The organism is Burkholderia cepacia GG4, from assembly GCF_000292915.1.
Lineage (GTDB): Bacteria > Pseudomonadota > Gammaproteobacteria > Burkholderiales > Burkholderiaceae > Burkholderia > Burkholderia cepacia_D.
On sequence record NC_018513.1, the window covers coordinates 1,917,699 to 1,933,443 of the forward strand.

At 72.5% G+C, this 15,745-nt stretch carries 3 protein-coding genes; all 3 read right to left on the minus strand.

All coding sequences use genetic code 11. The features are described 5' to 3' along the window. Window positions 1–20 precede the first annotated feature (20 nt). From GEM_RS08815 to GEM_RS08825, 3 genes are read right to left on the minus strand one after another with little or no spacing between them, the layout of a single operon-like run. Complete coding sequence (locus GEM_RS08815) at window positions 21–1,046, minus strand: GNAT family N-acetyltransferase (RefSeq protein ID WP_014897066.1); 1,026 nt, start codon at window positions 1,044–1,046, stop codon at window positions 21–23. Then, window positions 1,036–6,021 (minus strand): non-ribosomal peptide synthetase, encoded by a 4,986-nt coding sequence (locus tag GEM_RS08820; RefSeq protein WP_014897067.1) that lies wholly within the window; start codon window positions 6,019–6,021, stop codon window positions 1,036–1,038. Before GEM_RS08820 ends, GEM_RS08815 begins: the two co-directional genes overlap by 11 nt. Window positions 6,022–6,030: 9 nt before the next feature. Continuing rightward, entirely contained in the window at window positions 6,031–15,729 is a 9,699-nt protein-coding gene (locus tag GEM_RS08825; protein ID WP_014897068.1) for a non-ribosomal peptide synthetase, read from the minus strand. Window positions 15,730–15,745 lie beyond the last annotated feature (16 nt).

Consider the following 15,745-nt stretch of genomic DNA (forward strand, 5'->3'; position numbering starts at 1 on the left):
TTGTCGGTGAAACCGGCGCGTCAGACGTGACGGCCGGAGAAGAACGTCTCGCGCTGCGTGCACATCCACAGCGGCCGCGTGTCGGCCAGCGCCAGACGGCGCTGCCGCGCGAAGCCATGCCGCGCGAGGGTGTCGACGACCCGCGCGCGGCCGGCCGGGACCGCGCAGCCGACCGCTTCGGTGCGCGGGTCGTCGAGAAACAGGTAATGAACGACGGACGGCAGCCAGCCCGCCACGCAATGCGGACCGCGCCAGCGCGAGGCGCCGACCAGCATCCGCAGCCCGCGGTCGTAGTCGCGTGCGCCGACGTGCGGCGCGAGCGGGTCTTCCTTCAGCCAGTACGCCTCGACATACGCGAACGGTTCGCCGTCGAAGCAGCCGACGAGCGGTGTGACGTGCGGGTCCGCCGCGGGCGCCGTGCCGTCCACGCCGGGCTGCGCGCCCGGCCAGCCGTCGCGCACGCGCGGTTCGTCGAACCAGTGCGCGACGCGCGTGGCGTCCTCGGCCGGCTGCCAGCCGCGCAGCGTGAAGCGCACGCCGAGCGTCGGCAGGTCGCGCGCATACACGTCGCCGCGCGGTGCGGGCGGCCGGCGCGGATGGCGCCGGCCGTCAGTCAGCATCGGCAGCGTCGCGCACGGCAGATGGGCGCCGACGCGCCACAGGTCGGGCTGCTGCGCCCAGCCTTCGCGCATGCACAGTCCGCCGTCGGCCAGCACGCCGCTCGCGCGCAGCGCATCGAGCACGACCGCCGGCCATGCGGCCGGATCGAGCCGGATCGCCGCATAGCGCGCGCCGTCCGAAAACGCCGCGGCCAGCGCGGCCAGCAGCGCCCGGCGCTGATCGGCCGGCGCCGCGCGATGGTTGTATGCGACGAGGCGCAGCGCGCCATCGTCGCCGAGTTGCACGCGCAACAACTGCGCGCCGATGCCGTCGCCCTGCGCGACGCGGATCTCCGTGCCGTCGCGCACGGCGAACAGGCCGTCCGCGAACGCGAGGCGGTACGTATCGAGCATCGTGACTCCGTCCGGACGCACTTCAGCCAGCATCGCGCACCTCCTGCTCCGTTTCTGCCGATGCATCGATTCGCGCGCCGAGCGCCGCGAGCGTCGGTGCCGCGAACACGTCGCCCACCGTCAACGCGTGACCGGCGCGGCTAGCCGCGTCGACGAAGCGCACCACGTCGAACGAGGTCGCGCCGGCTTCGAACAGGTCGGTGTCGCGCGCGGGCGCGGCCGTCGCGAACGTGTCCGACCACAACACCGCGAGCGCGGCCGCCATGTTCGGGGCGCCTGCCGCGGCGACGGGCACGTCCGTGCCAGCCGGCGCGAGCGCGTGACCCGTGAACAGCGCATCGGGCGCGCCGAGCGCCGCCTCCGGCGCACCGGCGAAACGCGCGACTTCGTCGTGATAGAGGTCGACAAGCGCGTCGACGAAGCCGCCGTCGAGCAACTCGTCTGCATACGAGAACGCAGCGCTCACGCGACCGTCCGGATGCTCGACGACGTCGAGCTCCAGCGTGAACACCACGCGATGCCGCACGTCGTCGAATTCGGCGAGTGTCAGGCCGGCCCAGTCGCGTGTGGCCGCACCGGTCGGGCGCAGGTAGTTGAACATCACCTGGAACAGCGGATTGGCCTGCACGGCACGCGGCGTGCGCAGTGCGGCGACGACGTCGGCGAACGGCACGTCGGCATGCGCATACGCGGCGAGTGCGGTGTCGCGCACCTGCGCGAGCAGGTCCGCGCGCCGGGCTGACGGGTCGATGCGCGTGCGCACGACCACGGAATTGATGAAGAGGCCAAGCGCATCGCGCGCCGCATCGCCCGTCAACTCGCGCGTCGACGCGAGTACACCGACCGGCTGGTCGGCCGCGCCGGTCACACGGAACAGCGCGGTGTTGAGCGCTGCGTGCAGCAGCATCGGCAGCGTCGCGTGCGCGGCCGACGCGGCGTCGCGCGCGGCACGGATCAGCGGCGCGTCGAACTCGAACGCGATGCGCGCGGCCCGCCATTGCGGCACGGCCGGCGCGTCCGCGCGCTGCGGCAGCACGCGCGACGGCAGATCGGCGAGCGCGTCGCGCCAGTATGCGACGCGGGCCGGGTGGCACGGCGCGGGCAGCACGAGCGACGTGCTTTCCGTCACCGTCACCGTCGATGCGTGCGCCGCATCGCCACGCACCCGCTCGACATAGCGTGCGCGTACCGCGTCGAGCCACAGCTCGATCGATTCGCCATCCGACACGATGTGATGGATCGTCACCGACAGCACGTGATCGTCCGCACCGAGCCGCAGCACGCGAGCGCGCCACAGCGGCGCAGCGGCGGCGAGATCGAACGGCGCGAGCGCATCGGCGCCGGTCAGCGCTGCCGCGCGGGCGAGCGCGTCGGGCTGCGCGGACAGGTCGACGACCGGCAATGCGACGGGCGCTGCGGCGTCGATCCGCTGGCCCGGCAGCATGCCGTCGCGCGTGACGAGCCGGGCACGCAGTGCCGGATGCGCGGCTGCCGCAGCCGCGAACCCGGCACGCAGTGCGTCGAGGTCGAGCGGGCCGCGCACGCGCAGCGCGACCGGGATGTTGTACGCGGCGCTGTCGGGTTGCGCGCGCCACAGGAACCACAGGCCGAGCTGCGCGGGCGACAGCGGCCACACGCCTTGCGCATCGGGTTTGGCCAGCGCGACGCCCGGCGCCGCGGCGCCGGCATGTGCGTCGCGCGGCGCGTCGGCCACCTGCCGCGCGTACTGCGCGAGCACCGGCGCTTCGAACAGCGCGCGCACCGGCACGTCGCGGCCGAGCCGCTCGGCGACACGCGTCGCGACGCGCACCGCGGCGAGCGAATGGCCGCCGAGCTCGAAGAAGTGATCGCCGCGGCCGACGCGCTCGATGTTCAGCACGTCGCGCCAGATCGCCGCGAGCGCGGTTTCGTCGCCGTCGTGCGGCGCCTCGTATGTGCGCTCGACGCGCACCGGCGCCGGCAACCGCGCACGGTCGACCTTGCTGTTCGCATTGCGCGGCAGCGCGTCGAGCACGATCAGCTGCGCGGGCACCATGTAGTCGGGCAGCGTGCGGCGCAGATGCGCATCGAGCGTTGCGGCTTCGACCGGCTGCGCGGCGGCTTGTGCGTCGGCCGTCAGTTCGACATAGGCGACGAGCTGCGCCTGCGCGCCCTGCCCGTGCACGACCGCGCACGCCTCGCGCACCGCGTCGTGCGCGGCCAGCTGCGCTTCGATCTCGCCGAGTTCGATGCGCAGCCCGCGCAGCTTCACCTGGTGATCGACGCGACCGATGAAGTCGAACACGCCGTCCGCGCGACGCCGCACGAGGTCGCCGGTGCGGTACAGGCGTGCGCCCGGTGCACCGTACGGATCGGGCACGAAGCGCTCGGCCGTCAGCGCGGGACGATCCAGGTAGCCGCGCGCGACGCCGATCCCCTCGCCGCCCAGGTAAAGCTCGCCGATCACGCCGACCGGCAGCGGATGCAGCCGCTCGTCGAGCACGTGCGCGGTGCGCGCGCCGACCAGCGTGCCGATCGGCAGATACGCGGCATCGCCCAGCTTCGCGAGATCGTCGCCGGGACGGAACATCCACAGCGTCGGTGTGATCACGGTCTCGGTCGGGCCGTAGCCGTTGACCACGCGCACGTTCGGCATCGCGCGGCGCAGCATCGCGAACGCTTCGCGCGACGTCGCCTCGCCGCCGACGGTCAGCGAGCGCAGCGTCGGCGGTGCGCCGTGCGCGAGCGCCCATTCGGCGAGCTGCGCGGCGCAGCCGGGCGGCACGTAGGTCATCGTCACGCCGTCGCGGATCATCATCGCGCAGGTCTGCGCGGGCGGCCACAGCACGTCGGCCGTCACCGACACGGCAGCGCCCGACAGGTATTGCGAAAACCAGCCTTCGTGCGCGCCGTCGAAGTTGACCGACTGGAACAGCAGGAACACGTCGCGCTCGCCTGCGCCGTAGCGCTCGGCGATCGCCACGCAATGCCGCGCGAAGGCCGCGTGATCGACGATCACGCCCTTCGGCTTGCCGGTCGAGCCCGACGTGTAGATCGCGTACGCCGCATGGCCGGGCAACACGTCCGGCAGAGCGATGTTGGCGGCTTCGTCGAGCGCGTCGACTTCGTCCGCGCGCCAGACGCGCAGCGCCGGCAACTTGGGCAGCGACGCGGCGCTCGCGCCGTCGGTCAGCACGTGCACGATGCCCGCGTCACCGACGATCTGCGCGAGCCGTTCGCGCGGATGGGCCGGGTCGAGCGGCACGAACGCGGCGCCAGACTTCAGCACCGCGATCAGCGCGATCAGCAGGTCGACCGAGCGCTGCAGCGCGACGCCGACGCGCATCTCGGGTCGCACGCCGGTGGCGACGAGATTGCGCGCGATGCGAGTGGCGCGCGCGTCGACCTCGCCGCGTGTCAGCGCGCGATCGATGTCGGCGACGCCGCGTGCGTCGGGCCGTGCCTTCGCATGCGCGGCGATGCGCACGTGCACCGGCACGAACGGTGCGGCTTCGGCTGCGCCTGCCGGCGCGTTCCACGCGAAGAGTTGGGCCAGCTCGTGGGCCGGCAGCCAGTCGAGATCGCCGATCGGCATGTCGGGGCGCGCGAGCGCGTCTCCGAGCAGCGTGACGAAGCGCGCGGCCAGCCGCGCGATCGCGTCGGCGTCGAACAGGTCGAGCGCATAAATGAACGCGGCATCGAACGTGCCGTCGGGCGTGGCCTCGACGGCGAGCGTCAGGTCGAATTTCGCGGACGGCGTGCCGGACGGCAACAGTGCGGCCGAGGCCGCGCCGAGCGCCGGCAGCGCGCGGCGCTCGCCGTACGCGGCCATCACCTGGAACAGCGGATGGTGGCTGGCGCTGCGCGGCACGCCGAGCGCGTCGACGACCTGCTCGAACGGCACGTCCTGGTGCATCTGCGCATCGACGAGCGCGCGCTGCGTGCGCGCGACCAGCGACGCGAAATCGCCGTGCACGGGCACGTCGACGTCGATCGCGAGCGTGTTGACGAAGAAGCCGATCAGGCCGGCCGTTTCCGCGCGCTCGCGGTTCGCGGCCGGCACGCCGACGCAGATCCGCGCGTCGCCGGTCGCACGCGCGAGCAGCGCGTCGAGCGCCGCGAGCAGCACCGCGAACGGCGTCGCGCCCGACGCGGCCGCGAATGCTCGCAGTTGCGCAGCGATGCGCGCGTCGAGCGAAAACACGTGACGTGCGCCGCGCGCACTGCGGCGTGCGGGCCGCGCGGTCGCACCGGGCAGCGTCAGCACGCCGCGTTGCGGATCGAGCCGTTCGCGCCAGAATGCGAGCTGCCGATCGCGTTCGCCGGCATCGAGCCAGCGGCGCTGCCACAGTGCGTAGTCCGCGTACTGGATCGGCAGCGGCGCGAGCGGCACCGGTGCGCCCGACGCATACGCGCGATAGAACGCCGCGAGCTCGTCCAGCATCACGCCCGACGACCAGCCGTCCGACACGATGTGGTGACCCGTCAGCGCGAGCCAGTGATGCGTCGCGTCGAAGCGGATCAGGTGCACACGCACGAGCGGCGCCGCATCGAGATCGAACGCGTCGGCTTCGTCGGCCGTCGCGATGGCTTCTGCGCGCGCGATGCGGTCCCCGTCGGGCAGCGCTTCGAGATCGGTCTCGCGCCACGGGCAGCGCAGCGGCGGATGGATCGTCTGCGCGACGCCGTCCTCCGCTTCGTCGAAGGTCGTGCGCAGCGCTTCATGGCGCGCGATCAGCGCGTCGCACGCGAGCCGCAGCGCGTGTGCGTCGAGCGGGCCGCTCAGCGCGAGCCGCTCGGTGATGTGATACGCGTCCGGCGCGTCGATCAGCCGCGCATGCAGCCACAGCCGCGTCTGCGCGAACGAGGCCGGCACACGGTCGCTGCGCGGCGTGCGCGGCGGAATCGGCAGCACGCGAAAGTCGATGCCGGCCGCGCCGAGCTTGTCGACGAATACGGCGCGCTGCGCGTCGGGCAGTTGCGCGAAACGCGTCGCGAGTGCGAGCCAGTCGGGTTGAACCTTCGTCATCCGTCGTCCTTATTGGGTTTCCAGTTCGCCGAGCAGCGCATCGATCGCGCTCGCCGCGTCGGTCTCGCCGCGGGCCGCGCAGGCCGCATCGATCGCGTCCGCGCAGCGGGCCAGCGTGCGGGTGTCGAACAGCGTGCGCAGCGGCAGCGCGAGGCCCCAGTGCAGGTTCGCCTGCGCATGGGCCTGCGTTGCGAGCAGCGAGTGGCCGCCGAGCAGGAAGAAATCGTCATCGCGGCCGATTGCGTCCACGTGCAGCACGCGCTGCCAGATCGTCGCGAGCGCGCGCTCCGTGTCGGTCGCGAGTTCGACGGCCGCGGCCGCCTCGCGCACCGGCGCGGGCAACGCATGGCGATCGCACTTGCCGTTCGGCGTGACCGGCAACGCATCGAGCTCGATCAGCTGCGACGGCACCATGTACGCCGGCAACTGCGCACGCAGTGAATCCAGCAGTGCCGCGCGGTCGAGCGCGCCCGCGTCGCCGCGCGCGACATAGCCGATCAGTTGCTCGTCGCGTACGATCACGACCGCGTCGTGTACGCCCGGCACCGTGCGCAGCAGCGCCTCGATCTCGCCGGGCTCGATCCGCTGGCCGCGCAGCTTCACCTGCGTGTCGACGCGGCCGAGGTAGTCAAGCGCGCCGTCGGCGCGACGCCGCGCGAGGTCGCCGGTGCGGTACATGCGCGCGCCGGGCACGAATGGATCAGGTACGAAGCGCTCGGCGGTCAGCCCCGGGCGGCCGAGATAGCCGCGTGCGAGGCCCGCGCCCGCGAGATACAGTTCGCCGGTCGCGCCGGCCGGCACCGGCTGCCATGCCGCATCAAGCACGTGCAGTTGCAGGTTGGCGATCGGATGGCCGATCGGCACCGCGACCGCGCTCGCGTCGTCGGGGCCGCAGGTCCAGTGCGAAACGTCGATCGCGGCTTCCGTCGGCCCGTACAGGTTCACGAGCGTCGCGTTCGGCAGCAGCCGCGCGACCTTCGCGACGAGCTCGGGCGCGAGCGCCTCGCCGCTCGCGACGATCAGGCGCACGCTGTCGCATTGCGCGGCGGCCGAGAAATCGTCGAGATACGCGGCGAATGCGGCCAGCATCGGCGGCACGAAGTGCAGCACAGTCACGCCGTGTGCATGGATCGCGGCCGCGAGGCGGGCCGGATCGCGGTGGTCGCCGGGCGCGGCGATCGCGAGCTTCGCGCCGATGGCGAGCGGCCACACGAATTCCCATACCGACACGTCGAAACCGAACGGCGTCTTGTGCAGCACGACGTCGTCGCGGGTCAGCCGGTACGCGTGCTGCATCCACGCGATCCGGTTCGCGAGCGCGCCGTGCGAGTTGCCGGCGCCCTTCGGCTTGCCGGTCGAGCCGGACGTGTAGATCAGGTACGCGAGCTGTGCGGCGTCCAGGTCGGTCGCGACGCCGGCGGCGGAATGGCCGGCTTCGTCCGCTTCGTCGGCGAGCAAATCGGCCACCGTCAGCAGTTGCGTCGTCGCATCGTCGCCGAGCGCGGCCTCGACCTGCTCGCGCAGATGGGCTTGCGTAATCGCGACGGCCGGCCGCGCGTCGCGCAGCAGGTACGCGATGCGCTCGGCCGGATAGTCTGGATCGACCGGCAGGTACGCGGCGCCGGCCTTCAGCACACCGACGAGCGCCGTCACCATGTCGAACGAACGCTCGACGCACAGCGCCACCGGCGTATCGGGCCGCACGCCGCGCCGGCGCAATGCGGCGGCGACACGCGTCGTGTTCAGGTCGAGTTCGCGATAGGTCGCGCGTTGCACGTGGCCTCGGGCATCCGTGTACTCGAGTGCGATCGCATCGGGCGTCGCCTGCGCGGCGGCCGCGAATTGCAGATGCAGTGGCTGCCGTTGCGCGTCCGGCCACGCCTGTGCCGTGTCCTGCGCGAGTGCCAGCGCGTCGCGCGTCGCATCGTCGGCGATCGACAGCGTGCCGAGCAGCGCGTCCGGCGTGCGGGCCAGCGCATCGAGCGCGCACGCGAACGCACGGTGCCAGGTCTCGACCTGTCGCGCATCGACGCGCGCGGTGTCGTAGCCGTAGTCGATCGTCAGCCCGGCGCCGCTTTCGATCACGAGCGTCAGCGCGAAATCGGTCGCTTCGATGCTGCGTACGTCGCTCAGCGCGAGCGCACGCGGATCGGCGTCGGGCGCCGTGTCGTCGACCGGGTAGTTCTCGAACACGACCAGCGTGTCGAACAGTGCGCCGCCGGCGCCGCGCGCCCAGCGCTGGATGTCGGCGAGCGGCGTATGCGCATGCTCGGCGGCGGCAGCGTTGTCGCGTTGCAGCGATTGCAGCCAGTCGGCCGCACGTTGCTGCGGCGCGGGTGCCGTGATCACCGGCAGCGTGTTGATGAAGAGGCCGAGCACCGTGTCGACGTCCGCGAGCGCATCGGGACGGCCCGCGACGGTCGCGCCGAACGCGACGGCCGGCTGGTGCGTCATGCGCTGCAGCGCGAGCGCCCAGGCGCCCTGCACCAGCGTGTTGACGGTCAGCTTCAGCGCCCGCGCCGTTTGGGCGACGCGCGTCATCGCATCCGCATCGAGCGTCGCGCGCCACGTGACCATTTCGGCATCCGCCCGGTCGGCCACGCGCTCGGCGATCAGCGTCGGCGCGTCGAGGCGCGCGAGCCGGTCGGTCCAGAAGCGTTCGTCCGCGTCGCGGTCGCGCGTGCCGAGCCACGCGATGAAGTCGCGATAGCGCAGCGCCGGGCGGCTCGCGAACGGCGACACCGCATCGGGATCGCGATAGTCGCGCAGCACGTCCGCGAGCAGGCGCGCGGTGCTCCAGCCGTCGAGCAACACGTGGTGACGCGTCCATACGACGCGCCATGCGTCGTCGGCGACACGGATCAGCGCGAGCCGCATCAGCGGCGGCTCGCGCCAGTCGAAGCCGCGTGTGCGGTCGGCCGCGAGCCACGCATCGAAATCGGCGTCGAGCGTGGCGCCGCGCGTGCGCCAGTCGAGCTGCTCGACCGGCATCTGCGCATGGCGATGCACGCATTGCAGCGGCGCGGCCTCGTCGGGCATCACGCTGGTACGCAAAATGTCGTGACGCGCGACGGACGCGCCGAACGCGGCCGCGAGCCGCTCGGCGTCGAGCGCCGTCGCGGTCGCGACGAGCTGGTTCACATAGCTTGCATGACCGGGCGCGAACAGCGCATGGAACAGGATCCCCTGCTGCATCGGCGACAGCGGATACACGTCCTCGATCGTGCGCCAGTCGAGCGGCGCGCGCTCGATCGCGGCCTGCGTGAGGCCGGCGGCCTGCGCGAGCGGGAAATCGCCCGGCGTCGCGCCACCGCCGCGCTGCGCGACCCGCGATGCGCATGCGTCGGCGAGTTCGCGCAGCGCGCTCGCGAAGCGCTCGGCAAATGCGTCGATCGTCGCGCGTTCGAACTGCGGTGCGCCGTATACCCAGTGCACCTTCAGCGTGCGGGCACCGTCGCGATCGGTATCCAGGTAAGCGTGGATCGCGAGCGTGTTGCCGAGCGGCCCCTGTGGATCGCGCTCGACGCCGGTGCCGCCGAAGCGCGGCACGAGCGCCGCGTCGCGCGGTGCGTCGAACTGGCCGAGATAGTTGAACGTGACGCGCGGACGCGGCACGGCGGCCAGCGCCGCACGCGTCGCCGCAGCGCCGTAGTGTGCGAGCACGCCGAAACCGAGCCCCTTGTGCGGCACCGCGCGCAGCGTGTCCTTGACCGCGCACAGCGTGTCGCGCACCGTGGCTTCGACCGGCAGCGTCACCGGATAGTGGCTCGTCAGCCAGCCGATCGTGCGGCTCGCGTCCGCATCGTCGAACAGCGCCTCGCGGCCATGCCCTTCGAGTTCGACCCGGCACGATGCCGCACCGTTGCGACCGGCCAGCGCCAGTGCGAGCGCCGCGCCCAGCAGTTCGATCGTCTGCGTGCGATACGCGGCATGCGCGTCGGTCAATGCGGCGCGGGTCAGTGCCGCGTCGATCGTCTGCACGACGACGGCCGCGTCGGCGTTGGTCGCCGGCGCATCCGGATGATCGGGCACGAGGTCGTCGCCCTGCGCCGTGCCGGCCCAGTACGCGGCTTCGGCGGCGAACGGCGATGCCGGTTCGGTTGCGGCACGCGCGAGGCGTGCGGCCCACGCATCCGCGCGCAGGCCCGGCTGCGACAGGCGAGCCGGCGCGCTCTCGCAGGCGGAGCGATACGCGGCGTCCAGGTCATCGAGCAGGATGCGCCACGACACACCGTCGACGATCGCGTGGTGGATCGCCACCGAGAGCTGCGTCGAGCCGTCCGGCAGCCGCGCCGCGCATGCGCAGGCGAGCGGCCCGCGGCCGAGGTCGAGGCGGCGCTGCAACGCGTCGAAGCGCGCCAGTGCGTCGGCTTCGTCGCGTGCGGCGACGTCGACGAACGGCAGCGCGTCGTACGGCTTCGCCGCATCGCTCGCGTGCCACTTTCCATCCGCGCCGCGCGTGAAGCGCTGGCGGAATGCGTCGTGATGGGTCAGCACCGTCTCGAACGCACGGGCGAATGCATCGGCGTCGAATGGACCGCGCACGTCGAACGCGACCGACTGGTTCCAGTGGCCCGGATGCGGCACGTCGAGTGCGAAGAAGCGCTGCTGCGCGGGCGTCAGGATCGCCGTGGCGGCCGGTGCGGACTGAGCCGGCGCCGGCATTGCGGATGTCGTTGCCGACGTTTCAGCGGCCACGTCCCCGGTTTTCGCGATGCGCGCGAGTTCGGCGACCGTCGGGCCGTCGAACAGCTGCTTCGGCGTGAAGCGCACGCCGCGCTTGCGAGCGCGTGCGATTACCTGCAGCACGAGGATCGAATCGCCGCCGAGTTCGAAGAAGTTGTCGTCACGGCCGACGTGCGGCGCCTTCAGCACCGCTTGCCAGACTTCGGCGAGTGCCGTTTCGACCGGGCCCTGCGGCGCGTCGCCGGCGGCAACCGTCACCGGCGCGGCGGCCACTTCGCGCAGCGTCGCGCGATCGATCTTGCCGTTCGCGGTCACCGGCAGGCGCGCGAGCGCGACGAACTGCGCGGGCACCATGTAGTCGGGCAGCGTCGCGCCGAGCGCCGCGCGCACGGCAGCCTCGTCGAATGCCGCGCCGTCGCGCATCACGACGAACGTCGCGAGCCGCAGGCGGCCGTCGTGCTCGATCGCGAGCGTCTCGGCCTGCGCGATCGGGCCGGCCGCGCGTACCGCCGCGCTCACCTCGCCCGGTTCGACGCGATAGCCGCGAATCTTCACCTGGTCGTCGATACGGCCGAGGAACGCGAGCCGGCCGTCCGCGCGCAGGCGCACGCGGTCGCCGGTGCGATACAGGCGCGCACCGGGCGTGAACGGATCGGGCACGAAACGCTCCGCGGTCTGCGCCGGCCGGTTCAGGTAGCCGCGCGCCACGCCCGGGCCGCCCAGATACAGCTCACCCGTTGCACCGGCCGGCACGCACGCGCCGAACGCGTCGAGCACCAGCGCGCGCGCATTCGGCAGCGGCCCGCCGAGCGGCACGCCGCTCGCGGGATCGCGCGCATCGGCGGCGATCGACGCGGTGTCGCACGCGATCGCGCCGACGGTCGCTTCGGTCGGCCCGTAATGGTTGATCACGCGGCAGGCCGGCGCGAGCGCGGCCAGGCGCGCGACGAGCGCCCACGTCAGCGTTTCGCCGCCGGTCACGAGCGCGTGGCGCGGCAGCACGTCGGCCGGCACGCGTGCGTCGAGCAGCGCCTGCAGGTGGCTCGGTACGATCTTCAGCACGCCGACGTCGCGGCGGCGCATCTCGTCCGCGAACAGGTCCGGATCGAACGCGCACGCGGCCGGCAGCAGGTGCAGCGTGCGGCCCGCGCACAGCGCGCCGAACAGCGTCGTGTGGCCGAGGTCGGCGGCGACGGTCGACACCATCGCGAACGACGCATCCGGTGCGAACGCGAGTTCGTCGAGCATCCCCTGCACGTAGTCGGCCAGTGCGCCGTGCGATACGACGACGCCCTTCGGCGTGCCGGTCGAACCCGACGTATAGATCAGATAGGCGCCCTGTTCGGGATGCGGTGCAACGCGTACGCCGGCTGCATGCGCGAGCGTCGCGTCCTGCGTGAGCGCGTCGACGTCGAGCGGCTGCGCATCGCTGCCGGCCGGCCACGCGGCCACCTCCCGACCCTGCGCGACGAGTGCCCAGCGTGCGCCGCAATCGGCGGCCGCTGCCGCGAGGCGTGCGGCCGGCTGGGCCGGGTCGAGCAGCACGGCCAGCGCGCCGGCCTTCAGCGTGCCGAGCAGGCCGACCACGAAGCGGGCCGAACGCTCGATGCAGACGACGACGGGTGCTTCGCCCGTCGCGCCGCGCAGTTTGAGCGCGTGCGCGATGCGGTTCGACGCGTCGTCGAGTTCGGCGAACGTCAGCGACGCCGATGCATCGGCGAGTGCGACGCGATGCGGATACGCGGCTGCCTGCCGCGCGAACGCGGCGACGATATCGGCGTGCTCGACGCGCAGCGCGCGGCCGTCGCGCGGCTGGCGCGACACCGACGATACATCGCACGGCAGCGTGGCCGTCGTGGCTTGCGGTTCATGTGCGGCGGACGCGACGAGCGCCGCATAGCTGTCGAGCCATGCGCGTGCGGTATCGGCATCGATGCAGTCGGTCGCGTACGCGGCGACCAGTTCGATGCCGTTCGCGTCGTCGGTGAAATCCAGTGCGAAGTCGAAGCGTGCGGCGAGATCGGGCCCCGGCGTCGCGACGGCGGTTGCGCCCGGCAGCACGCTGTCGTGCCGCGCGTCGAACTGCTGCGCGAATTTCACGCGCAGCCATTCGTCGCCGCGCTTGACGGGCGGTTTGACTGCATCCACGACGCGCTCGAACGGCACGTCCTGGTGCGCGACCGCGTCGAGCGCCGCCGTGCGTGCCGCATCGACCAGCGCACCGAACGGCAGCGTCGGCGCCACGCGCACGCGCAGTGCGACCGTGTTCAGGAACAGGCCGAGCAGCGCGCGGGTTTCCGGACGCTGGCGGTGCGCGACCGGCACGGCGACGACCACGTCGGTCTCGCCCGTCAGGCGCGACAGCCATGCGTCGAGCGCGGCCAGCAGCACCGTGAAGACGGTGGCCTGCGCGTCGCGTGCGAGATGCCGCACGTCGGCCGCGACCGCGTCGGGCAGGCGCACCGACACGCGTGCGCCTTGCAGCGTGCGCGTCGCGCCCGGCTGCCGGTCGACCGGCAGCGCGAGCGGGCCCGGCACGTCACGCAATGCGCCGCGCCAGTATTCGAGCTGACGCTCGCCTTCACCGCCGGCAAGCATGTCGCGCTGCCAGTCCGCGTAGTCGGCGTACTGGATCGGCAGTTCCGGCAACGACGGTTCGCGGCCTTCCGCATACGCGCGGTATGCGGCGGACAGTTCGTCGAATGCACGGCGCGAGCTCCAGCCGTCGGTGATCGCGTGGTGCGCGGTCAGCAGCAGCCGGTGGCGAGCGTCGTCGAGCACGACGAGCGTCGCGCGCAGCAGTGGCCCGCCCGACAGATCGAACGGCGCGCCCGCGTCGCGCTCGGCAATGCGCGCGGTTTCCGCATCGCGTGCAGCCGGTGCTTGCCCGCGCAGGTCGAGCGTGGTGATCGACACCGGCAGATGTGCGTGGATACGCTGCATCACGATGCCGTCGTCGTTGTCGACGAGCGTCGTGCGCCATGCGTCGTGCCGACCGATCACATGATCGAGCGCGCGTTGCAGCGCGTCGCGGTCGAGCGCGCCGTCGATCGTCCAGTGCGCGGCGATGTGATACGCAGCGCTGGCGTCGCGCGTTTTCGCGAGCACCCAGAAACGTTGCTGAGCGAGTGACGCTGCGCGGTCTACATATGGCGAGCCCGCAGCAACGGCATCGGCCGGTGCACGGCGTGCGGCAATCGCGGCCAGCGGCTCGCCCGTCTCGCGTTCCGCGCGATCGACGTGCGCGGCCAGCTCGGCCAGTGCCGGATCGGCGAACAGCGTGTCGAGGCGCAGGTTCACGCGCAACGCGGCGCGCAGCGCGGCCTGCAGTTGCATCGCGGCAAGCGAATCCGCGCCCAGTGCGAAGAAGCGGTCGTCGCGCGACGGCGTCGCGTCGAGGTCGAGCAGGCTCTGCCAGAGCCCGGCGATATGCTGCTCGGTCGGCGTGCACGGTGCGTCGCCCGCGTGTTGTTCCGTGTCGCGTGCGGCGGCGATGCGCTCGCGCAGTGCGGCCCGGTCGATCTTGCCGTTCAGCGTATACGGCAGCGCATCGCAGCGCACGAACCGGTGCGGCTGCCACGCAGCGGGCAACTGCGCACCCACGTGCGCCTTCAGCGCTGCGTCGTCGGCCGCCGCGCGCAGCACGACGCATGCGATCAGCCGCGTCGGCCCGTTGCCGGTGTCGGCGACCACGGCCGCATCCGCCACCGCCGGATGCGTGCGCAGGCACGCGGCAATCTCCGCGGGCTCCACGCGCACGCCTCGCACCTGGACCTGGTCGTCGAGGCGGCCGAGATAATCGAACGCGCCGTCGTCACGCAAGCGCGCAAGATCGCCGGTGCGATACACGCGGGCACCGGGCTCGCCGTCCGCATCGGGAATGAAGCGTTCGGCCGTCAGCGCCGGGCGGCCGTGATAGCCGCGCGCGAGACACACGCCGCCGAGCAGCAGTTCGCCGCCCTCGCCCGTTTCGCCCGCGGCGTCGCCGTCGATGCGCGCGACACGCGGGCCGATCGCATGACCGATCGGCAGCGATGCATACGCGTCGTCGGCGGCCAGCACGGGCGTCGCGCCCGGCTCGACCGGCCACAGCATCGGCGAGATCACGGCCTCGGTCGGCCCGTAGCCGTTGATCAGGCGTACCGACGGGAACGTGCGGCGCACGAATTCGAACGCCTGCTGCGGTAGCGCTTCGCCGCCGAACGCGAGCACGCGCAAGGCCGGCGGCACGCCGTCGCGCGCGGCGATGGCCGCGAATTCGCGCAGGTACGCGGGCGGGAACGCGGCGATGCTGACCGATTCGCGCACCATCAGCGCATGGGCGGCGTCCGGCGCGAACGGCTGCGGCGGCGCAATCGTCACGCTGGCGCCCACTGCCAGCGGCGCCAGCCAGCATTCGTGCGCGGCGTCGAAATTGACCGACGCGAAATGCAGCAGGCGGTCGCCGCCCTCGATCGGCAGCGCGGCCGCGAGCGCATCGCAGTGCGCGGCGAGCGGCCCGTGCTCGACGACCACCGCTTTCGGCGTGCCGGTCGAGCCCGATGTATAGATCATGTAGGCGGCCGAGCGCGGATGTACCGGCACGTCTCCGTCATCGGCACCGGCATCCGCGCAGTCGTCCATCGACGCAGTCGCGTCGAACGCGTGCTCGAACGGCGTGCCGAGCGCCGCGCGGCCGGCCGCATCGACGATCCCGTGGCGCAATTGCGCATCCTGGATGATCCAGTCGAGGCGTGCGGCCGGATGGCGCGGATCGAGCGGCACGAACACGCCGCCCGCCTTCAGCACGGCCAGCAGCGCGACGAACAGCTCGCACGAGCGTTCGACGCAGACGCCGACCCGCACTTCCGCGCCGACGCCGGCCGCACGCAGCTGCCGGGCAAGGTGCGACGCACGCGCGTCGAGCGCGCCGCGCGATACGCGCAGGTCGTTCTGGAAGGGTGCGGCGAGCGCGGGCGCATCGGGTGCGCGTCGCGCCTGTTCGCTAATTCGGTGATACAACGCAGTCGGGAAACTCGTCATGTGCGTGAAGTCCTTC

Bases quoted from the DNA above. Each gene is read 5' to 3' on its own strand.
- GEM_RS08815 (WP_014897066.1), bottom strand. From the start codon at position 1,046: ATGCTGGCTGAAGTGCGTCCGGACGGAGTCACGATGCTCGATACGTAC.
- GEM_RS08820 (WP_014897067.1), bottom strand. From the start codon at position 6,021: ATGACGAAGGTTCAACCCGACTGGCTCGCACTCGCGACGCGTTTCGCG.
- GEM_RS08825 (WP_014897068.1), bottom strand. From the start codon at position 15,729: ATGACGAGTTTCCCGACTGCGTTGTATCACCGAATTAGCGAACAGGCG.